At 47.4% G+C, this 24,748-nt stretch carries 22 protein-coding genes; 17 read left to right on the top strand and 5 right to left on the bottom strand.

Going from position 1 to position 24,748, the window contains the following annotated elements:
- Positions 1-5: 5 nt before the first annotated feature.
- From BLW16_RS14845 to BLW16_RS14775, 15 genes are all read left to right on the top strand, one after another.
- Positions 6-2,753, top strand: a complete 2,748-nt coding sequence (locus BLW16_RS14845; RefSeq protein ID WP_090558200.1) for a M14 family metallopeptidase — start codon at positions 6-8, stop codon at positions 2,751-2,753.
- An 82-nt stretch (positions 2,754-2,835) separates the two neighbouring features.
- Entirely contained in the window at positions 2,836-4,266 is a 1,431-nt protein-coding gene (locus tag BLW16_RS14840) for an amidohydrolase (RefSeq protein WP_090558198.1), read from the top strand.
- Positions 4,267-4,278: 12 nt separating this feature from the next.
- A complete protein-coding gene (locus tag BLW16_RS14835) occupies positions 4,279-5,718 on the top strand; it encodes an amidohydrolase (protein ID WP_090557991.1) in 1,440 nt (479 codons plus the stop codon).
- 32 nt (positions 5,719-5,750) lie between these two features.
- Positions 5,751-8,612, top strand: coding sequence for a M14 family metallopeptidase (locus BLW16_RS14830; protein ID WP_245735296.1), 2,862 nt, complete (start codon positions 5,751-5,753; stop codon positions 8,610-8,612).
- Positions 8,613-8,867: 255 nt separating this feature from the next.
- A complete protein-coding gene (locus tag BLW16_RS14825) occupies positions 8,868-9,089 on the top strand; it encodes a hypothetical protein (protein ID WP_245735294.1) in 222 nt (73 codons plus the stop codon).
- Positions 9,090-9,210: 121 nt separating this feature from the next.
- A complete protein-coding gene (locus BLW16_RS14820) occupies positions 9,211-10,362 on the top strand; it encodes an XdhC family protein (RefSeq protein ID WP_090557986.1) in 1,152 nt (383 codons plus the stop codon).
- Positions 10,359-10,958 (top strand): nucleotidyltransferase family protein, encoded by a 600-nt coding sequence (locus BLW16_RS14815; RefSeq protein WP_090557984.1) that lies wholly within the window; start codon positions 10,359-10,361, stop codon positions 10,956-10,958. The genes BLW16_RS14820 and BLW16_RS14815 overlap by 4 nt, the downstream gene beginning before the upstream one ends.
- Before the next feature lie 22 nt (positions 10,959-10,980).
- The gene (gene moaA, locus BLW16_RS14810) at positions 10,981-11,961 is read left to right on the top strand and encodes a GTP 3',8-cyclase MoaA (protein WP_090557981.1); all 981 of its coding nucleotides are present in this window, start codon (positions 10,981-10,983) and stop codon (positions 11,959-11,961) included.
- A 15-nt stretch (positions 11,962-11,976) separates the two neighbouring features.
- Complete coding sequence (locus tag BLW16_RS14805) at positions 11,977-13,179, top strand: molybdopterin molybdotransferase MoeA (protein ID WP_090557979.1); 1,203 nt, start codon at positions 11,977-11,979, stop codon at positions 13,177-13,179.
- A gap of 52 nt (positions 13,180-13,231) precedes the next feature.
- Positions 13,232-13,465, top strand: coding sequence for a MoaD/ThiS family protein (locus BLW16_RS14800; protein WP_175470590.1), 234 nt, complete (start codon positions 13,232-13,234; stop codon positions 13,463-13,465).
- Position 13,466: 1 nt separating this feature from the next.
- The gene (gene moeB, locus BLW16_RS14795) at positions 13,467-14,570 is read left to right on the top strand and encodes a HesA/MoeB/ThiF family protein (protein WP_090557975.1); all 1,104 of its coding nucleotides are present in this window, start codon (positions 13,467-13,469) and stop codon (positions 14,568-14,570) included.
- Between the two features lie 7 nt (positions 14,571-14,577).
- A complete protein-coding gene (locus BLW16_RS14790) occupies positions 14,578-15,021 on the top strand; it encodes a molybdenum cofactor biosynthesis protein MoaE (RefSeq protein ID WP_090557973.1) in 444 nt (147 codons plus the stop codon).
- Entirely contained in the window at positions 15,021-15,932 is a 912-nt protein-coding gene (moaCB, locus tag BLW16_RS14785; protein WP_090557971.1) for a bifunctional molybdenum cofactor biosynthesis protein MoaC/MoaB, read from the top strand. The genes BLW16_RS14790 and moaCB overlap by 1 nt, the downstream gene beginning before the upstream one ends.
- A 119-nt stretch (positions 15,933-16,051) precedes the next feature.
- The gene (parS, locus tag BLW16_RS14780; RefSeq protein ID WP_090557969.1) at positions 16,052-16,405 is read left to right on the top strand and encodes a type II RES/Xre toxin-antitoxin system antitoxin; all 354 of its coding nucleotides are present in this window, start codon (positions 16,052-16,054) and stop codon (positions 16,403-16,405) included.
- Positions 16,406-16,408: 3 nt separating this feature from the next.
- Positions 16,409-16,864: an RES family NAD+ phosphorylase gene (locus tag BLW16_RS14775; RefSeq protein WP_090557966.1), complete on the top strand. Its 456-nt coding sequence runs from the start codon at positions 16,409-16,411 to the stop codon at positions 16,862-16,864.
- A 68-nt stretch (positions 16,865-16,932) separates the two neighbouring features.
- Here the strand turns inward: BLW16_RS14775 and BLW16_RS14770 are convergent, their stop codons facing one another.
- Genes BLW16_RS14770 through BLW16_RS14755 form a run of 4 tightly spaced genes read right to left on the bottom strand, consistent with a single transcriptional unit; the run spans position 16,933 to position 21,485 of the window.
- Complete coding sequence (locus BLW16_RS14770; protein ID WP_090557964.1) at positions 16,933-18,153, bottom strand: ABC transporter permease; 1,221 nt, start codon at positions 18,151-18,153, stop codon at positions 16,933-16,935.
- Positions 18,154-18,165: 12 nt separating this feature from the next.
- Positions 18,166-18,912, bottom strand: a complete 747-nt coding sequence (locus tag BLW16_RS14765) for an ABC transporter ATP-binding protein (protein ID WP_090557962.1) — start codon at positions 18,910-18,912, stop codon at positions 18,166-18,168.
- Positions 18,909-20,147 (bottom strand): efflux RND transporter periplasmic adaptor subunit, encoded by a 1,239-nt coding sequence (locus tag BLW16_RS14760; RefSeq protein WP_090557960.1) that lies wholly within the window; start codon positions 20,145-20,147, stop codon positions 18,909-18,911. The genes BLW16_RS14765 and BLW16_RS14760 overlap by 4 nt, the downstream gene beginning before the upstream one ends.
- A gap of 3 nt (positions 20,148-20,150) precedes the next feature.
- Positions 20,151-21,485, bottom strand: a complete 1,335-nt coding sequence (locus BLW16_RS14755) for a TolC family protein (RefSeq protein ID WP_090557957.1) — start codon at positions 21,483-21,485, stop codon at positions 20,151-20,153.
- 184 nt (positions 21,486-21,669) lie between these two features.
- Between BLW16_RS14755 and BLW16_RS14750 the strand changes: the two genes are divergently transcribed.
- Both BLW16_RS14750 and BLW16_RS14745 read left to right on the top strand, forming a co-directional pair.
- Positions 21,670-22,761, top strand: a complete 1,092-nt coding sequence (locus BLW16_RS14750) for a sensor histidine kinase (RefSeq protein ID WP_090557955.1) — start codon at positions 21,670-21,672, stop codon at positions 22,759-22,761.
- The gene (locus tag BLW16_RS14745; protein ID WP_090557953.1) at positions 22,736-23,479 is read left to right on the top strand and encodes a LytR/AlgR family response regulator transcription factor; all 744 of its coding nucleotides are present in this window, start codon (positions 22,736-22,738) and stop codon (positions 23,477-23,479) included. Before BLW16_RS14750 ends, BLW16_RS14745 begins: the two co-directional genes overlap by 26 nt.
- Before the next feature lie 83 nt (positions 23,480-23,562).
- On the opposite strand, the gene BLW16_RS14740 is transcribed toward BLW16_RS14745, so the two are convergent.
- Positions 23,563-24,744, bottom strand: coding sequence for a cytochrome c3 family protein (locus BLW16_RS14740; protein ID WP_175470589.1), 1,182 nt, complete (start codon positions 24,742-24,744; stop codon positions 23,563-23,565).
- Positions 24,745-24,748: the final 4 nt, after the last annotated feature.

Here is a 24,748-nt window from a genome sequence, read left to right as displayed (position 1 = left end):
AGAATATGTACAACAAATTTAGCAAAATGTTTACCCTGGCTTTGCTGTGTACAGCAGGCTTAGCCAGCGCGCAATCCATTCCTTCACCAAAGGAGCACTTTGGGTTTAATATCGGGGATGACTACAAGCTGACCACCTATACACAGGCGGAGGCGTATTACAAAAAATTAGCGGCTTCGCCACGGACTAAGCTGGTTGATATCGGGATGACGGAAGAAGGCCGCCATCAGTGGATGCTGATCGTTTCCTCACCGGAGAACATCAAAAAACTGGCTGAATACAAGGATATTTCTACAAAACTTGCCCATGCAGAAAGCCTTACGCCTGCAGAAGCCAAAAAGCTTGCTGCAAAAGGTAAAGCTGTAGTCTGGATTGACGGTGGGCTGCATGCCACAGAAACTGTAGGAGCCCACCAGCTGATCGAGACCATGTACCAGCTGGTCACCCGTACCGACGAGGAAACCATGACCATCCTCAACAATGACATCATCCTGCTGACGCAGGCCAACCCGGACGGGCAGGAGCTGGTGAGTAACTGGTATATGCGCAATGCGGATACCTTAAAGCGTAAACTGGATATCCCGCGTGTATATGAGAAATACGTAGGGCATGACAACAACCGCGATTTCTATATGATGAACATGAAGGAAAGCCAGAACATCAGCAACCAGCTGTTTGTGGAATGGATCCCCCAGATCATGTACAATCACCACCAGCGCGGCCCTGAAGGTTCTGTTCTTGCAGGCCCTCCGTACCGTGACCCTTTCAACTATGTGTTCGATCCGCTGATCGTTACCAGTATTGACGGCGTAGGGGCATCGATGAACAACCGCCTGAATACAGAAAATAAACCGGGTTATACCCAGCGTAACGGTTCGCAGTTCTCTACCTGGTGGAATGGTGGATTGCGTACTACCCCTTATTTCCACAATATGGTGGGATTGCTTACCGAAATCATCGGGGGGCCAACTCCTGAAAATATCGCACTGGTGCCAGACCGCCTGATTCCAAACGGAGCTACGCCTAACCCGGTTGTTCCTCAGAAATGGCATTTCCGTCAGTCGATCGACTATTCCGTATCACTGAATTACGGAGTACTGGATTATGCTTCGCGTAACCGCAGCAACTTATTATATAATATTTACCAGATGGGGATCAACTCCATTGCACGCGGGCATGAAGATCACTGGACTTTCTATCCTAAATATGTACAGGCCATTAAAGACGCCTATAACAAGGATAAAAAAGATACTGGCGGAGAAAAAAGCGAAGGTGAATTCTCTTTCGGCAGCGAAAGCGGTATCCCTGCAAAATATTTTGATGCAGTCATGAAAAACCCTGAATTGCGTGACGCAAGGGCTTATGTGATTCCTGCAAACCAGTCAGATTTCCCCACTGCAGTACGGTTCATCAATGCACTGATTCGTTCCGGTATCCGTGTGGAGAAAGCCACTTCCGCCTTTACCTCAGAAGGTAAAACCTATCCGGCAGGATCTTATGTGGTTTCCACTGCTCAGGCTTTCCGCCCGCATGTGATCGATATGTTTGAACCGCAGGATCACCCGAATGATTTCCAGTATGAAGGCGGGCCTCCGATCAAACCTTATGATGCTGCGGGATGGACACTGGCCTTCCAGATGGGCCTGAAGTTTGACCGGGCGATGAGCGAAGTTACGGGTTCTTTCAAACAGGTTCCTTACGGAGAGATCCAGTCGGCACCGAAACTGACTCTTGCTGCTGCAAAAAGCGGTTACACGATCAGTCCTAAACAAAACAATGCTTTCATTGCGGTGAACGACCTGCTGAAAGGCGGCGCCGAAGTTTATCGGCCAACCAGCGGTACCACAGGTGAATTCTATGTTCCTGCTGCTGCAAAAGCACAGGCTATCCTTACCAAATCTGCCGCAGATTACGGCTTAACGGTAACTGCGGCAACTGCAAAACCGTCAGGATTAACTAAGATCACACCTTCACGTATTGCGATCGTTGATGTGTACGGAGGTTCAATCCCGGCAGGATGGGTACGCTGGCTGATGGAGCAATACCACTATGGGTATACCATGATCTATCCGAATGAAGTAGATGCGGGCGACCTGAATAAAAAATTCGATGCAATTATCCTCGTTACGGGAATTGTTCCCGCATCAGATAAACCAGCGGCATCAAGCCGTTATTTCGACAGGATGCCGAAAGCAGAAGATGTACCCACTGAGTTCCAGCCATGGGTGGGCAAGGTGTCCGTTGCTAAATCAGTACCGATGCTGAAAAAATTCCTGGAAGCAGGCGGTAATATCGTAACGATCGGTACAAGTACCAGCCTGGCCTATCACCTGGGTTTGCCGGTTAAAAACCAACTGGTAGAACCGGGAAAAGACGGCAAGGATAAACCACTTCCGGGTACTAAATACTATATCCCGGGAAGTTTGTTAAAGGTGAGCCTGGATACAACACAGCCTTCAAACTGGGGTATGGCAGAGGAGAACGATGTTCTTTTTGACAGAAGCCCGGTATTTAAACTGGAAGCCGGATCTGCTGAAAAAGGCGTTAAACCACTGGCATGGTTCCCTACGGCTACACCGCTGCATAGCGGATGGGCATGGGGACAGGCGTACCTGAAAGATGGTGTGGCTGCGTTTGAAGCACCGGTAGGAAAAGGTAAACTGTATGCCTTCGGACCGGAAATCACGTTCAGGGGCCAGTCGCACAGTACCTTCAAAATGCTGTTTAACGAATTGTACGACCAGAAGAAATAATCCCATTGTATAGCGTTGTCTGTAATCTGCTGCCCTGTGCTTCAGTATGCAGACAGCGCTTTTTATGTTCAATACCTATCTTATGATCAAGAGAATTACTTTACTTACCATGGCTGTTGGCCTCTCCTGCGGGGTGATGGCACAGAATGCGGATAAAAAGAAGATCCTCAGTTCACTGACTGCAAAAACTGATGAATATACCAAAGTTGCCAAAGACATCTGGAGCTTTGAAGAAGTGGGCTATCAGGAAGTAAAAAGTTCCGCCCTGCTGGAAAGCGAACTGGAGAAATCAGGTTTCACCATTACCAAAGGCGTGGCAGATATCCCTACAGCCTTTGTGGCTACTTATGGTTCGGGAAAACCGGTGATCGCCATCCTGGCAGAATATGACGCCCTTCCGGGGATTTCGCAAACGGGCAATCCTGTACAGGAATCAAACGGCGGGAAGGCGGGTCATGGCTGCGGCCACAACCTGTTCGGTACAGCATCTACAGCTGCAGCTATCGCTGTCAGTGAATGGCTGAAAAGTTCGGGCAAACCGGGAACCATCAAGTTGATGGGCTGCCCGGCAGAAGAAGGCGGATCGGGCAAAGTATATATGGTACGTGCAGGCCTGTTCCATGACGTCGATGCTACCCTGCACTGGCATCCGGGAAATGTGAATTCTGCAGGAACATTTAACACACTGGCTAACATCAGTGGAAAATTCAGGTTTAAAGGCATCTCTTCGCATGCTTCAGGGGCACCGGAAAAAGGACGTTCTGCACTGGATGCGGTAGAAGCCATGGACAATATGGTGAACATGATGCGTGAGCATATCCCCTCAGATACCCGCGTTCATTATGTAATTACCCATGGTGGCGAAGCTCCAAACGTGGTTCCTGCCTTTGCAGAAGTATATTATTATGTGCGGAACCAGGACAAACAAGTGGTAAAAGATGTTTGGGCAAGAGTAGTCAAAGCTGCTGAAGGTGCCGCAATGGGTACAGGAACCAAGATGGAAGTTGAGATTACCGGGGGCGTTTACAACATGCTGCCCAACCTCGCTATGGCTAAGGTCATGGATGCCAACCTGAGGATCGTAGGCGGTTTTACCTATACGCCGGAGGAGAAAGTCTGGGCTGAAAAGATTCAGACGAGCTTTGTGGGTGGTAAAGGACCGGACCTGTCCTCAACTGCAAAGATACAGGCATTTGAGAAAGAGGATGTACATGGTTCATCAGATGTAAGTGATGTCAGCTGGACGATTCCTACTACAGGATTATCCACCGCTACGTTTGTTCCCGGCTCTGCCGGTCACAGCTGGCAGAATGTTGCCGCTGCAGGAACCAGTATTGGTGCCAAAGGCATGATGATCGCGGCAAAAACACTGGCGCTTTCGGCATACGACTTCTTTAACAGCCCTGTAGTATTAAAAGCTGCAGCAAAGGAATTCGCAGAAAGAAGAGGGACAGATTTTAAATATGAAGCGATGCTGGGCGACAGAAAGCCACCGCTGGATTACAGGAAATAATTAACGATAAAGATGAAAAAAATTACGCTGCTCAGCATGGCACTGGGAATGTCCTTTACGGTATTCGCACAGAATGCCGACAAAAAAAAGCTGATCTCTTCCCTGGATGCAAAAATTGCGGTATACAACAAGATTTCCAAAGATATCTGGGGATTTGCCGAAATGGGTTACCAGGAAGAAAAAAGTTCAGCATTGCTGGAAACACAGCTTGAACAGGCCGGTTTTAAAATGGAAAAAGGTGTAGCCGGCATTCCTACAGCATTTGTGGCTACTTATGGTTCGGGGAAACCTGTCATTGCTATCCTGGCTGAATATGACGCCTTACCCGGGATCTCCCAGACGGAGAGTCCGTTTCAGGAATCTGCAGGTGGCAAAGCCGGTCATGGCTGCGGGCATAATCTTTTCGGAACAGCATCAGTTGCGGCAGCTATAGCCGTTAAGGACTGGATGGCACAAAGCGGAGGCAAAGGCACCCTCAAAGTTATGGGCTGTCCTGCAGAAGAAGGCGGCTCAGGAAAAGTGTATATGGTGCGTGCAGGCTTGTTCAGCGATGTAGATGCTACCCTGCACTGGCACCCCGGCAATGCAAACTCTGCAAGTATTGCACCCTGGTTAGCCAACAAAAGTGCGAAGTTCAGGTTCAAAGGAATTGCTGCCCATGCTTCCGCAGCGCCGGAAAAAGGCCGCTCGGCACTGGATGCAGTAGAGGCAATGGACAATATGGTGAACATGATGCGCGAGCACATCCCTTCAGATACGAGGATCCACTATGTGATCACACGCGGAGGGGAAGCACCAAATGTGGTTCCTGCCTTTGCAGAAGTGTATTATTATGTACGGAATCCCGATATGCAGGTGGTAAAAGAGGTGTGGGAGAGAATGGTGAAAGCTGCGGAAGGTGCTGCACTGGGTACAGGCACAAAAATGGAGTATGAAGTGATCGGTGGCACCTATAATATGCTGGCAAATGTGGCGCTTTCTACCGTTATGGATAAAAATATGCGCCTGGTAGGCGGTTTTACCTATACGACTGAAGAAAAGGCTTTCGCTGAAAAGATACAATCTACCTTTCAGGGTGGAAAAGCTCCGTCTTTAGCCGGTACTTCAACTGTCGGGCCTTTTACGGTAGAACTAAAGAATTCCGCAGGCGGTGCCTCATCTGACGTAGGCGATGTGAGCTGGGCAACCCCAACTGCAGGAGTGTTTACGGCAACTTTTGTTCCCGGTTCATCAGGCCACAGCTGGCAGAATGTTGCAGCTGCAGGCAATACAATTGGGCAGAAAGGGATGATGATCGCTGCGAAAACCATCGCGCTTTCTGCCTATGACCTTTTCAAAACACCGGAAACACTCAAAGCGGCAACCAAAGAATTTAATGAACGGAAAGGGCCCGATTATAAGTATGAGGCCCTGCTTGGCGACAGAAAGCCTGCACTGGACTACAGAAAATAGAAAACTTAGAACCACCTAAAACCAACGTAAATATGAAAGCATTTTTAAATACCAGGTTTTCCTGGATGCTCAGCGCTGTACTGCTGGTGACAGCATCGCAGGGGAATGCGCAGACCGCAGCTTCTCCAAAGAAACCTCTCGTTATCAAGAGGGCGGACAGCTACAAACAGGCGAAATATCCCGGACAGAGCGTGCCCTCTCCCAAAGAGCATTTCGGTTTCAATATCGGAGACGATTATAAACTTGCCAACTACACCCAAACTGTTGCCTACTACAACAAGCTGGCAGCTTCTCCCAGGACCAAACTGGTAGATATCGGTCTTACTGAAGAAGGGCGCCACGAATATATGATGGTTGTTTCTTCACCGGAGAACATCAAAAACCTGGCGATGTACAAGGATATCGCCCAGAAACTCGCACGTGCTGAAGGCCTCAGCAACCAGCAGGCGCTTACGCTGGCAGCCAAAGGAAAAGCGGTGGTCTGGATTGACGGCGGACTGCATGCTACAGAAGTTGTGGGTGCAGCACAGCTGATCGAAACTATGTACCAGCTGATCAGTCGTAAAGACCCCGAAAATATGCGTATTCTCGACAATGTAATCGTCCTCTTCACGCATGCCAATCCTGACGGAATGGAATTGGTATCCAATTGGTATATGAAAGATGCAGATCCGCTGAAAAGAAATACTGAAATCCCTACGCTCTACGAAAAATACATTGGTCACGATAACAACCGTGATTATTATATGATGAACACGAAGGAAGCAACCAACATGAGTAAACAGCTTTTCCTGGAGTGGTTCCCTCAAATCATGTATAACCATCACCAGAGGGGCCCTGAAGGTTCAGTGCTTGCCGGCCCGCCGTACCGCGATCCGTTCAATTATGTGTTCGATCCCCTGATGATCACTGGTATTGACGCTCTCGGTGCAGCGATGTACAGTCGGCTTAACGTAGAAAACAAACCAGGATATACCCGCCTGACAGGATCGAGTTTCTCTACCTGGTATAACGGTGGATTGCGTACCACTACGCAGTTCCACAATATGATCGGGTTGCTTACTGAGATCATCGGTAATCCTACGCCTGAGAAAATCCCGCTAGTGCCTGCCCGTCTTATACCAAATGGCGCAACACCAAACCCGGTTTTGCCACAGGAGGTATGGCACTTCCGCCAGTCGATCGACTACTCGGTATCATTAAACTATTCTGTATTTGATTATGCGGCGCGTCAGCGGGACGAAGTGCTGTACAATATCTACAAGATGGGCAAAAATTCTATTGACAGAGGAAGCAAAGATAACTGGACGCTGTCGCCGAAACGTACAGATGCCATTACACAAGCCTACAAAAACGATCAGAAAAGCGGCGGCGATAATGCTGGTTCTGCATGGGACCCAATGGGATGGATGACCCGCGGTGCAGATATCCCTATGAAATATTATGATGCAGTACTCAAAAATCCGGCAAACCGCGATGCAAGGGGGTATATCATCTCTGCAGACCAGCCCGACTTTCCTACCGCAATCAAGTTCCTGAACGCCCTGATTAAATCAGGGATCAGCGTGCAGAAAGCCACTGCCAGTTTCAGCGTGGAGGGCATTAACTACCCTGCCGGTTCATATATTGTGAAAACCGACCAGGCTTTCCGTCCGCATGTGCTGGATATGTTTGAACCACAGGATCACCCGAATGATTTTCTTTACCCGGGAGGCCCTCCGATCCGGCCTTATGATGCTGCGGGATGGACACTGGCCTTCCAGATGGGCGTAAAATTTGAGCGTGTACTGAATAATTTTGGCGGGCCCTTCGTGAAGGTTCCTTACGGACAGATCCAGGTCCCTCCAAAACAGGTTGTGCCTTCTTCGGGAAAAGGATACCTGTTGAGTTCACAAGTGAACAATTCGTTTAGTGTGGCCAATGATCTGCTCAAAGCGGGAGTAGAGGTCTACCGTGTGCCAAAGGGTGCCGGGGGACTTGCTGAGACGGGTACATTCTATATTCCTGCCAGTGCAGCCGCACAAACTGTGCTTGATAAGGCTGACGCCGGTTTGGGAGTAAAGGTGATGGCAACGGATGAGATGCCTGCAGATGCCAAAAAGATTACTTCGCTTCGTATTGGCCTTTGGGACCAATATGGAGGCTCTATACCTTCAGGATGGCTTCGCTGGCTGATGGAACAAAACCATTTCGACTATAGTATAGTCTATCCGCAGGATATCGATGCCGGAAATCTGAACAGCAAATATGATGTCATCGTATTTGTCACCCGTGCCATTCCTCCTGTAGGAGGCGAACCTAAGTCGAACAGCATGTTCTACGACCGGATGCCGAAACCTGAAAACACACCTGAGGAATTCCGGAAAATGCTGGGCAAGATCACTCCGGAGAAATCTATTCCGCAGCTAAAGTCTTTCCTGGAAGCCGGTGGTGCTATCCTAACAATAGGCAGCAGTGCAAACCTGGCGTACCACCTTGGCCTTCCTGTGCATAACGCGCTGGTGGACAAAGACACCAACAAACCCCTGCCGGGCACTAAATATTATATTCCGGGAAGCATCCTGCATGTAAGTGTAGATCCGAAAGTACCTGCTGCCTGGGGGATGCCTGCTGATGTAGATGTGAACTTTGACAACAGCCCGGTATTTAAACTGGATGATGATGCTGCCAGGAAGGGTGTAGTGCCTGTACTCTGGTTCCCGACAGACAAACCCCTTCGCAGCGGATGGGCCTGGGGACAGTCCTACCTGAAAGACGGGGTGGCCGGTTTTGTGGCATCAGTTGGTGCCGGAAAACTCTATACCTTTGGTCCTGAGATCACTTTCCGCGGACAGTCACTGGGGACGTTCAAATTGCTCTTCAACCAATTTTATGGGATGCCAAATGATAAATAAATTGATAGCTTTTTAGCGCAACCGATTGAATACGTTCGGTATATAAGTCCGCTCCGGTCAATAGACCAGAGCGGATTTTTTGTGTGGCTCCTGCCGGTATCCATATCTTGTACTTTTCGGTTACCAGGTACATTCTCATTGGAAAATTTGAAAAAATCTTGGTTTAAGCTGCTTTTGAAGTAATAAAAACAAAAACTCTGAGTTATAGGAGTTTTAATTTACCTTTGGGGCAAGGAGAAGAATATGGGATTGAAGATGCGTATAACGTATAAAGACACTGACTATGTGTATGAAATTATCAACGGTGCTGAGATTAATAAGGACACTGCTGAGTTGAAAATAGTCCTGAATGGCGTGCCAATTACATTATCAAAAGATATCAGTAAAATATGGGTACAGCAGGATGGAGAAATAACAATTGAGCCGGATTTTGCCCAGGCATTAGGCAGGTCTGTCTCCCTGAGATACCGGATGTAATCAGCTGATTTATTCGTTCAATTCCATTCCGCCTGAGGCGCGCGCTGGTGACAGATCCCGGTACAATCATTGTTAGCAATTTATGTGTGCTCCGGCACCCTGAATAAAAAATACTGATTTTATGAAAGAAATTCTGGACATTATAGAGGCCTACACCATTGCGGTGCAGGAAGGAAAGAGGATGGCACTGGCTACCGTAGTACATGTAGAAGGATCATCATACCGCCGCCCCGGAGCGCGGATGCTGGTTACTGACGATGGGATGTTAACAGGTGCGATCAGCGGTGGATGTCTTGAAGGCGATGCCCTGCGGAAGGCATTGCTGGTGATCAACCAGCAGCAGAATAAGCTGGTTACTTATGATACCACTGATGAAGATGATGCAAAGTTTGGTGTACAGCTCGGCTGCAACGGCATTGTTCATATTCTGTTTGAACCTATCGATCCGGAAAAGACTATTCACCCTGTCAGCCTGCTCCAGGAGCTATCCGCAAAACGGCAGGAAGGTGTATTGGTTACCTTATTTTCTCTGTTATTGCCCCAGGAGCCTGTTCCGGGTACCTGCTTACTGTTACTGCCTGATACTGTTGTGTCTGAGCAAAATTCCATACAGTGCGATGCTGAACTCTTATCGGAGGCCAATCATGCCCTGCTCACCAAAAGGTCCTTTATCAGGGATTACCTGTCCGGAGAACATCTGCTGACCGCCTTTGTCGAATTTATCAAGCCTCCCGTTTCACTGATCATTGCCGGTGGTGGAAATGATGCTTTTCCACTGGCAGATCTCGCCGCAATGCTCGGATGGCAAACCACGATAGTGGATGGCCGTCCTTCACATGCCAATTTGCAGCGTTTTCCCAAGGTCAGCAGGATACTGGTGGCTAAGCCAGAAGAAGTTCTGCCACAGGTTCAGATTGACGATCAGACGGTGGTGGTGCTGATGACGCATAATTATAATTACGATCTGGCATTGCTGAAAGCACTGCTGCAACAGGATCAGTGCCGGTATATCGGCAGCCTGGGCCCTAAGAAAAAGCTGGAGCGGATGATCGGCGAACTGCAGGAGGAAGGCCTGAAGCCGAACCAGGCGCAGCTCAGCAGGATCTTTGGTCCTGTGGGGCTTGATCTGGGTGCAGAAACGGCGCAGGAAATTGCCTTGTCCATTGCTGCAGAGATCAAAAAGGTGCTCAGCGAACAATCCGGACTTTCATTACGGGATAAGCACGATCCCATACATCAGCATCCCATGGAAAACTCGATCATCGATCTATGAACTCAGTAACAAAATATGGCATCATCATTCTCGCTGCCGGCCCCTCTTCCCGGCTTGGGCAGCCCAAACAGCTTTTGTCATACCAGGATAAAAGTTTGCTGATGCACACTATTGATGCCTCAAAAAATGCGGTGGATGGATCAGTTCTTGTTATCTTAGGGGGAAACTATCAGCTAATTGCGGAAAGTATTGAGCATACAGGGATCAGAATAGTGTATAATCCGGATTGGGAAGAGGGAATGAGTTCTTCCATCCGCAAAGGATTGCAGGGCTTAATGGACGAGCATACCGATCTGGAAGGGGTAATCCTGACAGTTTGTGATCAGCCTTTTCTTACTGCCCGGGTGCTGACAGCATTGCAACATAAAGCAAACATAACAGGCAAAAATATTGTTGCCAGTGCATATGGAGGAACTTTAGGTACTCCAGTACTATTTACCAGGCGTCATTTTGACGATCTGATGGCGCTTAAAGGCCCGGAAGGAGCAAAAAAGCTCCTTAAAAAATATGACGAAGAGCTTGCTTCAGTTCCATTTGAAAATGGAGAAATTGATATTGATACCATGGATGATTATAACAGATTAACTGCTTTATAATCTCCTCAACGAATAGATAAAAATGATAAAGGACTCTTTTAACCGTGTACATAATTACCTGCGTGTGTCGCTTACAGACAACTGTAACCTGCGCTGTTTTTATTGTATGCCCGAAGAGGACTATGAATTTACCCAGGCTTCCAAATTAATGCAGCCTTCAGAAATTGAAGAACTGGCTAAGATCTTTGTACAGGAGGGAGTCAATAAGATCCGCCTTACCGGTGGCGAACCGCTGGTACGCAAAGATGCCGCACAGATCATTTTGTCCCTGTCCAGGCTGCCTGTGGACCTTTCCCTGACCACCAATGGCGCACGTGTACATGATTTTATAAACGTATTCCTGGAGGCGAAGATCAAAAGCATCAATATCAGTCTGGATACTCTCGATGCGGACAAGTTCCATATCATTACCAGAAGAGATATTTACCGGCAGGTGAAAGATAACATCGGGCTGCTGCTGCAGCATCATATCAAAGTGAAGATCAATGTGGTGGTCATGAAAGGTTTGAACGACATGGAAATCGTGGACTTCATCGCCTGGACGAAAGATGAACCTATAGAGATCCGTTTTATTGAGTTCATGCCTTTCGCCGGTAACCGCTGGACGAGCAACCAGGTGGTATCACTGGAAGACATCCTTCAGAAAGTATCTTCCCGGTACAACTATCACTCCCTCCCGGGCGGTACAAATGATACTGCAAAACATTACCAGGTGAGCGGACATGCAGGGTCATTCGCTGTGATCAGCACCATGAGCGCCCCTTTCTGTTCTACCTGCAACCGGATGCGCTTAACGGCAGACGGAAAATTAAAAAACTGTCTCTTTTCTGAAACGGAAACAGATTTGCTCGGCCCCCTGAGAAAGGGAGAAGAAGTACTGCCTTTGATCCATGAGTGTATTGCCGGTAAAGCGAAGGCACTGGGAGGGCAGTTTTCAGGATTATTTGAAAATATCGAAGCAAATACCATCCACAACAGGAGTATGATCACTATCGGAGGATAAAAAAAATCAAATTCTATGATCTCTGTAAAAGAAGCGAAATCACTCATACAGGAACAGGTAGTACCCCTGTCTTTACATCACGTTCCTTTAGCTATAGCTGCGGGCGCCACCCTGGGAGCAGACATCTACGCAAAGACAGATATTCCCGCCTTTGAACAATCATCAATGGACGGTTACGCGATACGCTTTGACGAACGTGACCTTCCATTAACCATTAACGGTGAAATGCAGGCCGGTGCTGATCATCCCTTTACCCTGCTGCCGGAACAGGCTGCCCGAATTTTTACGGGAGCGCCCCTGCCTCATGGAGCCGATACGGTAGTGATGCAGGAAAAAGTGGAAGTAAAGAACGGCATCCTGACCATTCTCGATGATCAGTTAGCACCGGGCTCAAGTGTACGCTGCAAAGGTGCGGAGGCTGCGGCGGGCGCATTAGCTATGCAAAAGGGATGTAAGCTCACACCCGCTGCGATAGGTTTCCTGGCGGGGATAGGGTATACTGAGGTGGAAGTATGCCAGACGCCAGCTGTGGCCATTATCGTAACCGGTAAGGAGTTACAGCGGCCGGGCGAGGAACTGGCATTCGGACAGGTCTATGAATCCAATTCCTATTCTTTAACGGCAGCTCTGGAACTGGCGCAGATCACAAAGATCAATTTTTACAATGCTGATGATAACCTGGATGAACTGACGGCTGTCCTGCAGGAAGCGCTGGCGGAAAACGATGTGATATTACTGACTGGCGGCGTAAGTGTGGGCGACTATGATTTTGTGCTCCGGGCTGCAGTGAAGGCCGGTGTTACCCAGGTTTTCCATAAGGTGAAACAGAAACCGGGCAAGCCCCTGTACTTTGGTAAAACAGAAAAGCAGCTGGTTTTTGGCCTGCCCGGCAACCCTTCCTCGGTGCTTAGCTGTTTCTATCAGTATGTGCTGCCGGCACTGGAAAAGATGACCGGTTACAAAAGTAATATCAATGACGGGGGGCCGGGAAGCATGAAAGTACAGGAGGCTACACTGACACATGACTATACAAAGGGCGCGGGGCTGACGCATTTTCTGAAAGCACATTTTAATGACGGAAATGTTACTCCCCTGAGCGCTCAGGAATCCTTTAGAATGAGTTCATTTGCACAGGCAAACTGCATGATAGAACTGGCAGAAGAGGAAACCGTAGTTGCCGCCGGAACAAAGGTTAAAATTTATATTTTTCCTGAGTAAGGCGGTTATTTTAAAATTGATAACCGGGTTGCAAGCCCTCAATATATTTAAATTGAAAGTAGAAATTTTACTATTCGGGCGATTAACAGAACTGCTTGGGCAGAGCCGTCTTCAGCTTGAAGATATGGCCGATACCAATTCGGTCAGCAAACGTCTGCTGGATCAATATCCGGCATTACAGCACATCAGGTATCAGATCGCTGTAAACCAGGAAATCATTCATGGGAACAAGCCTTTAACAGATGGTATGACTGTGGCGTTAATGCCACCTTTTTCAGGAGGATAAGATGGAGATCAAAGGTATAGCGCGTTATCAGCGACAAATTATATTGAAAAACTTCGGCCTTGCCGGTCAGCAAAAACTCTTTGATGCAAAGGTCCTGGTGATCGGGGCAGGCGGACTGGGCTGTCCTGTTTTGCAATACCTGGCCGCTGCCGGAGTAGGTACCCTGGGGATTGTGGACAATGATGTCGTGGAGCTCAGCAACCTGCACCGCCAGATTTTATATACCGTTGCCGACATTGGCCGTTTAAAGGCCGATTGTGCAGCAGAGAAACTCAGCCTTTTCAATCCCGATATTCAGGTGATCCCTTATCCGCTGGAACTCAGCAATCAGAATGCGGCACTGATCCTGAGCAAATTTGATCTGGTGATAGACGGTTCCGATAACTTTCCTACGCGGTACATGGTCAATGATGCCTGTGCCCTGTTAAACCTGCCTTTAGTTTACGGCGCGCTATCTGAGTCTGAGGGGCAGGTAGCAATATTTAACGTAAGCGATGCTTCCGGCAGGAAAGTGAATTACAGGGATATCTTTCCCAATCCCCCGCAGCCGGGCGAGGTACTGAACTGTTCAGAAGCAGGCGTACTTGGCGTATTGCCCGGTATCATTGGTACCATGCAGGCCAGCGAAGCCATCAAACTTATTTCCGGTACCGGCGAGCCCCTGATCAATCAGATGCTGATCTATAACGTAAACAATAACCAAACCTATAAAATCAATCTCACTGCTTCAAATCAGGAGGATAACAATTCTCCGGCAGACCTGGATGCCTTTCTCCGGACGGACTACAGCTGGTTCTGCGGGATCAGGACTGGTGGCCCCGAAATTCAGGAGGTAAGCCCCGGGGAGTTCAGGGAGATCATGTTTGATGAGGAATATGAGCTGATCGATGTCCGTGAGCTTGCCGAACTTCCGGAAGCTTCATTTGAACATGTCCGCGTGCCTTTATCTGAAATCAGGAAAAAGATCCCTGTTATAGATAAAGATAAGATCGTTCTTTTCTGCCATTCAGGTGTGCGGAGTGTCATTGCCGGAGAGTTGCTGCAGGAAGCCTATCCGGATAAAGAATTTTACAGCTTAAAAGGCGGTATCCTGCGCTTAAACTAACCCGGAAATGAGAGAAAAGAAATTGAAGAATATATTTGTTAACGGAGCTGTTTCTGCACAGGCCATTGCTGACAGCATTCAGAAACACCATAGCAAGACCAATATTGGTGCGCATAGTATCTTCCTTGGACAGGTACGTGCCGATCAGATCGGTGAACAGCAGGTGACAGGCATCAATTATACGGCCTATGAAGAAATGGCCCTGGAAAAGATGTATGAGATCAGGGAGGCGATATTTGAAAAATATGAGCTGACCTGTATGCACATCCATCATAGCCTTGGACTGGTAGCTGCGGGGGAGATCTGCCTTTTCGTATTTACCTCTTCCGGGCACCGCAAGGCCGCAATGCAGGCTTGTGATGAGCTGGTAGAGCGCATCAAAGCGGAACTGCCGATCTGGGGAAAGGAAATTTTAACGGATGAATCTCACCAATGGAAGGAAAATAAATAATGGTAAACATTACACACAAATCCAATTCCCTCAGAAAGGCAGTTGCGGTTGCCAGCGTAAAAGTTTCGGGTCAGCACACCATTGATGCGATCCTGCAGAAAAAGGTACCTAAAGGAGATGTCTTCGAGTTTTCCAGAGTGGCAGGTTTGTTTGCTGTCAAGAAAACAAGTGATGTGATCCCTGATTGTCATCCCCTGCCGGTAGAGTATACCGCAATATCCCACGAAATTGAAGGCTTGCACATCGTGATCCGTGTAGAAGTGCATACCGTTTATAAAACGGGAGTAGAGGTTGAAGCCATGCATGGCGCTGCGGTTACGGCATTGACGCTATATGATATGCTTAAACCCATAGATAAAGGCATAGAGATCGAAAATATCAGGCTTGAGCATAAGTCGGGCGGCAAAAGCCAGTATAAACTACCGGATGACTATACGCTGAAATGTGCGGTGGTCGTTTGTTCTGACAGCATCACCAAAGGGGAGAAACAGGATGGTTCGGGCAAAGCCATTATCGGAAAGCTGGAGCAGTTCAAACTGGAGACCAATCATTATGATATCATTCCGGATGAAGCAGCAGTTATCCGCGAAAAGGCCCTCGGGCTCTCCGAAGAGGGCTACGATCTGGTGATCTTTACCGGGGGCACAGGGCTGTCGTCAAGGGATGTGACTCCTGATGCTATTGCTCCTTTACTGGACAGGGAGATCCCCGGCATCATGGAAAACGTAAGGAAATACGGGCAGGACCGGATGCCCTATGCCATGCTTTCCAGGGGAGTGGCGGGTTTTATTAAAGATATGCTGGTGATTACACTGCCGGGTTCTGTGAAGGGGGCCGAAGAAGGGATGGATGCACTTTTCCCTGCGGTATTACATGTGTTTAAGGTGAAAGAGGGTACCCGGCATGAATAATTAATTAAATATTAATTTTTAAATAAAAAAAAGTTTTATATTTGTCTTATTAAGAAACTATTTAAGTTTTGAAGCTTATCTTGTCTGTAGCTTTATAACTTGAATCAAATTTTGATAAGATGAAACAAGTAAGAACAGGAATTTCAAAATCAACTTTAGTAGAGATGAAAAACCATATTAATATGGATGATGATCATCTTTCCGCCATTCTGGGAACAAGCAAAACAAACATTCACAAAAAGAAAGATGACGACAGATTCAGTGCATCAATCAGTAAAAAAATCCTTGCGCTGTCAGCCTTATATGAGTACGGTTATCATGTCTTCGAGGATAAAGAGAACTTCGAAAGGTGGATGTACACCCAAAACCGTGCCCTCGGATATCAGATTCCTATAGATCTGTTAAATACCAGTTCTGGTATTAATGAAGTAAAAGAGATCATAGGCCGTATTGAATATGGTATTTATTCTTAGGCGATGCAGATATACAGACTCTCAAAACAGCCCTATTCCGGTGACACAGAAGGTTTAGGTTCAAGGCTCAACGGTGGAAGGTGGAATAATGCTGGTATTCCCTGTATTTATGCTTCTGAAAGCAGGGCGCTTGCTATTTTGGAGTACGCAGCCAATATTGAACTGAACAGTATCCCGAGAAATCTGAATATCACTACTTACGAGATTCCCGAAGCAGAATTTAGGTCTTTTAAGATCAGTGAATTGCCTGGAGACTGGCAGAGTCATCCCGGTCCACAGTCTACAAAGGATTTTGGCTCGAAGTTGTTTTTGGAGAAAGAATATCTTGGAGTAAAACTACCGTCATCAATAATTGCTAAAGAATATAATTATCTGATCAATCCTTTATCTGCTAAAATGGAACTTGTAAAAGTTCTTAACGCCAGTGATTTTATTTTCGATGTCAGGATTAAGAAATGATCTGCCATGATTAAACTTTAACGGCCCGGATCATGGAAACCGGGCCGTAGGTATAGAAATGAGAATCTTTATTCGTACCGCAGTGCTTCAATAGGATCCAGTCCTGAAGCCTTTAATGCGGGATAATAGCCAAAGAATATTCCTGTAATGGCACACACGAGGAAGGAAATGATGATGGAGAATTCCGAGATCACCGTTGGCCAGTTCAACATGGCCGGGATGATAATTGCGGCTGAAATGCCCAGAATTACCCCGATCACACCGCCTGTCACACTGATCATCACGGCTTCGATCAGAAACTGCAGCAGGATATCCACACCTCTTGCCCCGATGGACATTCTTAAACCGATCTCCCTCGTTCTTTCTGTCACGGAAACGTACATGATGTTCATGATCCCAATTCCACCAATTACAAGAGAGATACTGGCTACGGCAGTAAGCAGGGCAGTCATCATACTGCTGGTGGAGTTCAGCATGGTCATCAGCTCGGCCTGTGTCCTGATCTGGAAATCGTTTTCTTCACCTTCCCTGAGCTTGTGCGTTTCCCTTAATGCGGTGTTCGCCTCATCAACCGCAGCGTCAGAATCATCTTCCTTAGTCGCAGATGCATAGATCTGGTTAAAATAGATAGAGGACAATACCCTTTTCTGAACTGTGGTATAGGGAGCAATGATGATATCATCCTGATCCTGTCCGAAATTGCTTGTTCCCTTTGGTGTAAGTACCCCGATCACCTGCAGGGGGATCTTCCCAAAGCGGATGACCTTACCCAGCGGGCTTTCGCCCCCGGGGAATAAGTTGTCTACCACTGTCTTGCCCAGCAGGCAAACCTTTGCAGAAGATTTTACATCCTGCTCAGAAAAGATAATGCCGTCCTGTACAGAAAGCTTCCGGATGTCCAGGTATTCCGGGCTTACGCCCTGTATAGTGGTAGGCCAGTTGTTGGCACCACTGATGGATTGCCCGCTGGAAGATGCCAGTGGAGATATCGATGCGATATGTGCTGCATTCTTTTTGAGTGCATCCACGTCTTTAATGGTAAGCGTTTTAAAGCTGCTCCCCATGATTCTCGCGCCTCCGGGTTCGTTACTCTGCGGCATGATCGTGATCATGTTGGAGCCCATGCTTGACAAAGAGTTGTTGATGCTCTGTTTGGAACCTTCCCCGATAGACATCATCGTGATGACAGAGGCCACCCCTATAATGATGCCCAGCATGGTGAGCAATGCGCGGAGTTTATTGCGCTGCAGTGCTTTCATGGCCAGAAGTATAAGATTAATGATCTTCATAATGGTTTCTGTTTAATAATCGTCTGACTCCGGCAGTGACGCCAGTGCCTCTTTTGCCCAGCGGCGGTTTATGTTCTCTGTATCTTTCTGCACCTTTCCGTCCCTCAGCATTACTGTTCTGGTACTAAATGCGGCAATGTCGGGCTCATGCGTTACAAAAACAATCGTCTTTCCATTTGAATTCAGGTCCTGCATCAGCGACATGATCTCATAAGAAGTACGTGTATCCAGGTTTCCTGTGGCCTCATCTGCAAGGATCATTACAGGCTCATTCACCAAAGCCCTGGCAATAGCCACACGCTGCTGCTGCCCGCCGGATAACTGGTTGGGCGTATGGTCGAACCTTCCGTCAAGCTTTACTGCCTGCAGGGCTGCAATTGCCCTGTCTTTGCGTTCCTGTGAACTGATCAAGGGGTTATACATCAAAGGCAGTTCCACGTTTTCCAGCGCGGTAGTCCGTGGAAGCAGGTTGTATGCCTGGAAAACAAAGCCGATCTTGGTGTTTCTCAGCTTGGCCAGTTCGTCTTTGGACAGTTCCTTCACGTTTACATTGTCCAATAGATACGTGCCTTCAGTAGGTTTGTCCAGGCAACCCAGCATATTCAGCAGCGTGGTCTTGCCCGAGCCGCTGCTTCCCATAATGGTCACGAACTCTCCGGCATTCACATCAAAGGATACCCCTTTCAATGCCCTCACCGTTTCGGTGCCCATGATGAACTCGCGTTTTACGTCACGGATTTCAAGGATCTTGTTGCTCATCGTCTGTTTCCTCCCGGTCTTTTCGGCATAAACGGACTTGATGCAGCTGCAGGTGCCCCTTTAACTACCGTCTCTGTGCCGGATGCTACCACATCGCCGGTGGTAAGCCCTTCCAGCACCTGGACATGGGTATTGTCATTCAACCCGGTTTTAATCTGTTTCTGCACCAGTTTTTTGCCCTGTACCAGCCATACATAACTCGGTTCGTTTTTGACTACCTCTGTTTTTTCACCACTGGGTTGGGTAATCGTCTTTTTCATTCTTGATTTTCCCTCTCTTAAACCTTTGATCGGAATGATTTCGTAGTCTTTACCGAGCGTGGAGTCCGGACGGAATTTCAATGCTTTTGCAGAGATCAGCAGGGCATCGTTTACCTCTTTGGTATAGATCACTATACTTGCCGTCATTCCCGGTTTCAGTTTCTTATCATCATTCGGCGCGTCAATGATTGTGGTATAGGTTACCACATTTGATGAAATTGCCGGCTGTAAACGTATCTCTTTAACCGTTCCGTTAAAAGTATCATCAATAAAGGCATCTACGGTGAAAGTAGAGCGCTGCCCTTTCATTACGTTACCTATATCCGCCTCATCTACCTTGGCCTCTACCTGCATTTTGGTGATATCCTTGGCAATGGTAAAAATGGTTGGTGTACTGAAACTTGCCGCTACGGTCTGGCCGATGCTTACGCTCCTGCCCAGTACCACTCCGTCAATGGGAGAGTAGATCTGCGTAAAGGAAAGGTTTCTTTCTGCCGAACGTAACTGTGCTTTTGTGGCGTTCACATTTGCCTTTGCCACCTGATAGGTGTTTAAAGCAAGGTCATATTCAGATTTACTGATGGCATCTGTATGGAACAGCTGCTGCTGGCGTTTGTAATTTGCCGCCTGATACACCTCGTTGCTTTGTGCCTGCGCAACGCTTGCCTTGGCCTGATCTACGGTTGCCTGTAACAACGTTTTGTCCAGTTCAGCCAGAAGCTGGCCTTTTTTTACGGTTGAATTGAAATCTGCATACATTGCTGATAGCGTACCGGAAACCTGTGTACCTACAGTTACCGTATCTACCGGTTGTATCGTACCGGTGGCGGTTACGCTGGTAGAGATCATTCCTGTTTCCGGTTTTTCAGTTGTCAGCACAGCAGGCTGTTCCTTGTTCCTCATGAAGAAATACCATATCAGGCCAGTAATGACCACAATAGAAACAATAATTAAGATAATTTTTTTTGGCTTCATGATTTATAATTTAATAGGTACTCCAAGGTAAAACTCATAGATTCTTGCTGCCAGTGCAGCGTTGTATTTTGCTTGTATAAAGCTTTGCAGTGCCTGTACGTACAGGTTTCTCTGCTGGTAAAAGTCGTAGACGTTTGCGGTTCCGATCCTGAGTTCTTCATTGGAGATCCGGTAAAGCTCCTGGTTGTACTTCAGCTGCTCAGTGGCCGAGGTAAACTGTGTTTTCGAATTCTGTACCGTGATATATGCTTTTTCTGTGGTCAGTGCCAGTGTCGTTTTGGTATTTTCCAGGGTATTTCTGCTCTGGTCGATGGCTATCCTGGCTTTTGCCACATTGGTTTTATTTTGTCTTTTGGTGAAGATGGGCACAGTGAGGGTTAATCCGGCCTGCTGATAAAAGTTGTTATCAAACTGCCTGAAGGTATTATAGGTAGGGTCATTGGCAAAGCTGGTTCCTATGCCTGCACCGAGACTTAGCGTAGGCAGATAGCCTGATTTGGCTTTCGTGAGATCAAGGTCAGCAATGCGTACCGCAAGTTCGGCGCCTTTTACCTCCGGGCGGTTTTCCAGTGCGTACTTCTGCACGGTCATCAGGCTGGGAATTGGCGCGTCAGACAATACGGTGTCTGGCTTCAGCACATCAAAATCCCTGGCATCACCCAATTGCAGCAATTGCCTCAGGGTAATCTTATCCTGGCGTTCTGCATTTTCTGCCGCGGTCAGGTTATAACGGTCGGTAGCCAGCTGGGCATCAAACTGGATCACTACCTTTTTGGCTACGGTACCCGCATCAAAACGACGCTGTGCCTGTGCCAGCTGGGCAGTAGAGGTTTTAACAAGGTCTTTGTTGTAGATGATGCTCTCTTTGTCCACCAGAATGTTCAGGTAGGCCTGTGTGATCTGTAAGGTAATATCATTCTCGCTCACCAGTACATTGTAGTTTGCCGATTGTACGGAGAGGTCTTTTTGTTTGATATCCGTTTTCAGATATCCACCCTGGTACAGTGTCCAGGCAGAACTCAATCCGTATGATCCTGAGGAATTGATAGCCGATGTACTGCCATTTGTATTCCGGTTATAGTGGTTATATGACAGGGATCCGGAACCATACAGGTCGGGCAATACTGCTGATTTTGCCAGCAATTTATCCTGCTCCGCACTTTTAGTATCCAGTCTCAGATTCTTAAGTGTGATGTTATTGCTCTTCGCATATTGCAGGCAGGTTTCCAGGTCCCAGATGGGAGGAACGGATTTTCCTGTCGTGTCCTGGCTGAATCCCCTGATGCAGGAGAAGCTTAAAAAAAGCAGGAGCAGACTTTTAATGGTTAGGTTTAACATATAAAGTGTTTAAAAATCCTTGTTTATCACTCAAATCAACACTTCTTTAAGGGTTAAAAAAAACACGATAGACCTGGCCTGCAAATACGCCGACCAGCAGTACAATACAGCCGATGGAAAGATTGGACATTTCTAAGAAGGTTGATTACCTTGCATGCAGTTATCAAGCCTAATTTTGGAAAAGATGAATCCAGTAAAAAGCCGTGCCTATATCACCATCCTCCTCCACTTACTCGTTTGGATGCTCTTTGCTTTTATCCTGCTTTTTTACCAGCCCTTAAGCTGGAATATCCCTTTGCCTTACCAGTTCTGGATCAAACAGAGCGGTGTGCTCATCATGCTGGTTGCGGTGTTCTATATCAATAGTAATATACTGGTTCCGCGCCTGCTGATGAAGAACGGGAATTTCGGGTTTATCGTGGTGATCCTTGCAATCTTATGCGTTGTTGGCCCGCTGATCAATATGCTGGATGAATCTTTACATCTTCCGGAGCTGATGGACAAGGCATTCAACGCTTCGGGAGTGTTCAGGCCTCACAGACGGAAGGACAGGTTAGATATTTTCCTGATCATGATGACCCTGATGATCGTTGGCATCAGCACCAGTGTTACGCTGATCCAGAAATGGCAGGCGGATAAACAACTGCGCGAAGCACTGGAAAAAGAAAAGATAGGCTCGGAGCTTTCCTTCCTGAAGGCACAGATCAACCCTCACTTTTTTTTCAATACTTTAAACAACATCTATGCTTTAACACACGTAGATGTAGAGAATTCCAGAAGGGCATTGCATAAACTGTCCAGAATGATGCGTTATCTTCTGTATGATACACAGGCAGGTATCACACCACTGAGTAAGGAAGTATCTTTTATTGTGGATTACCTTGAGCTGATGAAACTGCGCCTGAATGACACCACTAAAGTTTCATTCGAGGGGCCGCTGTTAAGCCAGGATATCCAGATTGCGCCGATGCTGTTCCTGCCTTATATTGAAAATGCATTTAAACACGGGGTAAGTGCCGTAGCACCGTCAGTTATTGCCATAGAGCTCAGTCTGCAGGACAAGGTGCTGGAAATGAAGGTCACCAATACGATCTTTAATGAAAATGCCGAAATCGTAGATAGCTACGGCGGGATCGGACTCAGCAATACCAAAAGGCGCCTGGATTTGTTATATCCCGGAAAACATACTTTTTCAGCCCGGAAAACTGAAGATAGCAATGAATTTATTGTTCATTTAACTTTAACACTTGATGATCCTGAATTGTATAGCCGTTGATGACGAGCCCCTGGCTCTTGGCCTGGTGTGCAGCTTTATAGAACAAACTCCTTTCCTGCATCTTGCAGGAAGTTTTTCCAGCGGCGTAAAAGCGCTGGAGATGATCCACGATCAGCAGATCGACCTGATCTTCCTGGATATCCAGATGCCTGACCTTACGGGGATCCAGCTGGCGAGAATCCTTGACAGGCAGCCCGGAAGTGGGGGACCGAGGGTGATCTTTACTACTGCATTTAATAATTTTGCGTTGGAAGGGTACAAAGTAGATGCACTCGATTACCTGCTGAAACCCTTTAATTATGAGGAATTCCTTACCGCGGCCAATAAGGCAATGGCCTATGCAGAACTGCTGAAACCTGCGCCGGCAGCAGCCCTGGCCAGCCAGCCTGCTGAGGATGAAGAATATATTTTTTTAAAGGTGGAATACCAGCTGGTGCGTATTGCCACGCGTGACATCCTGTATATTGAAGGCCTGAAGGACTATGCTAAAATTTATCTTGAAAGCACGCCTAAGCCTGTATTGTCACTGATTACCCTGAAGGCCCTGGAGCAGAAGCTTTCGCCTAAATCCTTCATGCGGGTACACAGGTCTTACATCGTTTCCCTGGATAAAGTGAATTCGGTTACAAAAAACAGCTTAAACATCGGCGAACTGAGCATCACTGTAGGGGAACAGTATAAGGATGCATTTAATGCCTATCTAAGTAAATGGATGTAGTGAGCTTAGTGACTAACTTAAAGGCATATAATCTTTCAATAAAACTTCAGTGTTCAGGAGAGACTACCTGATCATAGTGCAGGTTAGTAAATGGCGATTCTATGTGTTCTTAAAAAGTACTTCGAGGTTTTCGCTTTCCCGGCAAGCTGAAAAGAGATCAGATTGGAAGCCTGTTCCGGCATATGGCAGTCAATGCAGTTCGTTTTGACCATCGCATTGGCTAACGTTGCAGGGCTGTGTTTTATGGTTGCAGTAGCATGGCAGCTGATACAGCGTTGTGAGTAGGCTGTCAGATTGCCTTTAAGGTTCTCATGCGTGCGGTGACAGGAAGAGCACTCCATTGTTTTACTGTTGATAAAACATTTGCTTGCGGCAAGCATGCTGGTCTGGTTCCCATGTACATCCGGCGACTTTTTCGCAACAGCTCCGTAAGGCCTGAAATAATAGTCTTTCAGGTCATCCCCCGGTTTAAAGCCAAAAGTTGATTTTTGTACTTCCATATCGGTTCCCGAATGACAAACTGCACAGGCATCTGTTTTCTGCTGCCGGCTCAGTGTTTTGTAGACAGCGATGAATTTCGCGGTTTTCTCCTGTGGATTCTCCAGGTGAAACTCAACATGTTTACCCGCCGGGCCATGACAGCGTTCACAGTCTATACCATACACCAGCGAGCTTTGCTTCAGTTCCTCCTTCACTTTTAGCGGTCCATCGGGAACTGATTTTACATCTGCAAAGGAACTGTGGCATTCAAGGCATCGTGCGCCTATAGGGCGGTCCAGGTAAACCTTATCAGCAGGATATCCGGGACTGTTTGCCCAGCTCCGGATAGCACTGAAGTAGGACAGGGGCAATTGCTTTAGCTGGTTTCCCTTCCAGTAACCGTAGGTATGGGCTTTTTCTCCTGAACCAATCTTAATGTCAAATGGGCGGGCCAGTTGTTCCTTGCCATCAAGGTACAGTACCTGGAACATTTTGCCATCCCTCTTTTCTACGATCAGCTTTACATGCGCATCAAATGTATAAACCGCTGAATGCGCGCCGTGGCCGTTGATTATCTGGTCATCTCCCACAGCAGCTGAAGTTTGCTGATGCGGATTCTGCAGGTAACTCTCCACGATTGGAGCATGACATTGCTTACAGGCCTCCATACCGGCATAGGTCTTTTCCGTTGCCGGTGCCCTGCCGGAATTCATGCATTGCGCGAAAAGGCTGACCATCGCAATGATCAGCCCAAAGATTAAAAACAAACGCCTGTAGCCTTTCAAGTTG

It is taken from the genome of Pedobacter hartonius (assembly GCF_900107535.1).
In the GTDB taxonomy this organism is placed as follows: domain Bacteria; phylum Bacteroidota; class Bacteroidia; order Sphingobacteriales; family Sphingobacteriaceae; genus Pedobacter; species Pedobacter hartonius.
Note: the sequence above shows the minus strand (reverse complement) of the source record. Positions and strands in the feature narration are given on the sequence as shown.

Bases quoted from the DNA above. Each gene is read 5' to 3' on its own strand.
- BLW16_RS14840 (WP_090558198.1), top strand. From the start codon at position 2,836: ATGATCAAGAGAATTACTTTACTTACCATGGCTGTTGGCCTCTCCTGC.
- BLW16_RS14845 (WP_090558200.1), top strand. From the start codon at position 6: ATGTACAACAAATTTAGCAAAATGTTTACCCTGGCTTTGCTGTGTACA.
- BLW16_RS14825 (WP_245735294.1), top strand. From the start codon at position 8,868: ATGCGTATAACGTATAAAGACACTGACTATGTGTATGAAATTATCAAC.
- BLW16_RS14830 (WP_245735296.1), top strand. From the start codon at position 5,751: ATGAAAGCATTTTTAAATACCAGGTTTTCCTGGATGCTCAGCGCTGTA.
- BLW16_RS14770 (WP_090557964.1), bottom strand. From the start codon at position 18,153: ATGAAGATCATTAATCTTATACTTCTGGCCATGAAAGCACTGCAGCGC.
- moeB (WP_090557975.1), top strand. From the start codon at position 13,467: ATGGAGATCAAAGGTATAGCGCGTTATCAGCGACAAATTATATTGAAA.
- moaCB (WP_090557971.1), top strand. From the start codon at position 15,021: ATGGTAAACATTACACACAAATCCAATTCCCTCAGAAAGGCAGTTGCG.
- BLW16_RS14775 (WP_090557966.1), top strand. From the start codon at position 16,409: ATGCAGATATACAGACTCTCAAAACAGCCCTATTCCGGTGACACAGAA.
- BLW16_RS14790 (WP_090557973.1), top strand. From the start codon at position 14,578: ATGAGAGAAAAGAAATTGAAGAATATATTTGTTAACGGAGCTGTTTCT.
- BLW16_RS14815 (WP_090557984.1), top strand. From the start codon at position 10,359: ATGAACTCAGTAACAAAATATGGCATCATCATTCTCGCTGCCGGCCCC.
- BLW16_RS14745 (WP_090557953.1), top strand. From the start codon at position 22,736: ATGATCCTGAATTGTATAGCCGTTGATGACGAGCCCCTGGCTCTTGGC.
- BLW16_RS14750 (WP_090557955.1), top strand. From the start codon at position 21,670: ATGAATCCAGTAAAAAGCCGTGCCTATATCACCATCCTCCTCCACTTA.
- parS (WP_090557969.1), top strand. From the start codon at position 16,052: ATGAAACAAGTAAGAACAGGAATTTCAAAATCAACTTTAGTAGAGATG.
- BLW16_RS14820 (WP_090557986.1), top strand. From the start codon at position 9,211: ATGAAAGAAATTCTGGACATTATAGAGGCCTACACCATTGCGGTGCAG.
- BLW16_RS14835 (WP_090557991.1), top strand. From the start codon at position 4,279: ATGAAAAAAATTACGCTGCTCAGCATGGCACTGGGAATGTCCTTTACG.
- BLW16_RS14765 (WP_090557962.1), bottom strand. From the start codon at position 18,912: ATGAGCAACAAGATCCTTGAAATCCGTGACGTAAAACGCGAGTTCATC.
- moaA (WP_090557981.1), top strand. From the start codon at position 10,981: ATGATAAAGGACTCTTTTAACCGTGTACATAATTACCTGCGTGTGTCG.
- BLW16_RS14805 (WP_090557979.1), top strand. From the start codon at position 11,977: ATGATCTCTGTAAAAGAAGCGAAATCACTCATACAGGAACAGGTAGTA.
- BLW16_RS14760 (WP_090557960.1), bottom strand. From the start codon at position 20,147: ATGAAGCCAAAAAAAATTATCTTAATTATTGTTTCTATTGTGGTCATT.
- BLW16_RS14755 (WP_090557957.1), bottom strand. From the start codon at position 21,485: ATGTTAAACCTAACCATTAAAAGTCTGCTCCTGCTTTTTTTAAGCTTC.